Annotated in this window: 1 protein-coding gene; it reads left to right on the top strand. The window is 49.2% G+C overall.

Annotation, left to right across the window (positions count from 1 at the left end; translation table 11 throughout):
* The coding region (locus BAZSYMA_RS09815; RefSeq protein WP_479385923.1) for an RCC1 domain-containing protein at positions 1–1,148 on the top strand (1,148 nt) is incomplete at both ends.

The following is a 1,148-nucleotide window of genomic DNA, read 5'->3' as shown; positions in this document are numbered from 1 at the left end:
ATTCTAGTGCTCAGAATGATTTTGGTGGACTTTATAATGCACCATCTTATCCGAATATATCTGCTTTTTCCACTCTTAAAGCCAATGGTTCAATCAAGGCGTGGGGTGACTCAGATTCTGGAGGCTCAGATGCACCCGCTGGCAATGGCTATACCAAGATTTATTCGAATGCGAGTGCCTTTTCTGTCCTTAAAGCCGATGGCTCAATCAAGGCGTGGGGTGACTCAGATTCTGGAGGCTCAGATGCACCCGCTGGCAATGGCTATACCAAGATTTATTCAACTAGGTCTACCTTTGCCGCCCTTAAAGACGATGGCTCAATCAAGGTGTGGGGTGACTCACGTTTTGGAGGCACAGGTGCACCCACTGACAAAGGCTATACCAAAATTTATTCAAATCTGTATGCCTTTGCCGCCCTTAAAGCCGATGGCTCAATCACGGCGTGGGGTGCACCAGGTTTGGGAGGCTTAGATGCACCTGCTGGCACTGGCTATACCAAGATTTATTCAACTGAGCAAGCCTTTGCTACCCTTAAAGTCGATGGCTCAATCAAGGCATGGGGTTACTCACAATATGGAGGCTCAGGTGCACCCTCTGGCAATGGCTATACCAAAATTTATTCGAATGCGAGTGCCTTTGCTGCCCTTAAAGACGATGGTTCAATCAAGGCGTGGGGTTTATTAGGTTGGGGAGGCTCAGATGCACCCGCTGGCAATGGCTATACCAAGATTTATTCGAATGCGAGTGCCTTTGCTGCCGTTAAAGCCGATGGCTCAATCACGGCGTGGGGTGCATCAGGTTATGGAGGCTCAGGTGCACCCTCTGGCAATGGCTATACCAAGATTTATTCAACTGGTACTGCCTTTGCTGCCCTTAGAGCCGATGGCTCAATTAAGGCGTGGGGTGACTCAGATTCTGGAGGCTCAGATGCACCCGCTGGCAATGGCTATACCAAGATTTATTCAACTAATTCGGCCTTTGCCGCCCTTAGAGCCGATGGCTCAATTAAGGCGTGGGGTGACTCAGGTTTTGGAGGCACAGGCGCACCCACTGATAAAGGCTATACCGAGATCTATTCAAATATAGCTGCCTTTACTGCTATTAAGGCTGATGGCTCAATCAGGACATGGGGTAACCCAAAGTATGGG

It is taken from the genome of Bathymodiolus azoricus thioautotrophic gill symbiont, assembly GCF_001298715.1.
Taxonomy (GTDB): Bacteria; Pseudomonadota; Gammaproteobacteria; order PS1; family Pseudothioglobaceae; genus Thiodubiliella.
Note: the sequence above shows the minus strand (reverse complement) of the source record. Positions and strands in the feature narration are given on the sequence as shown.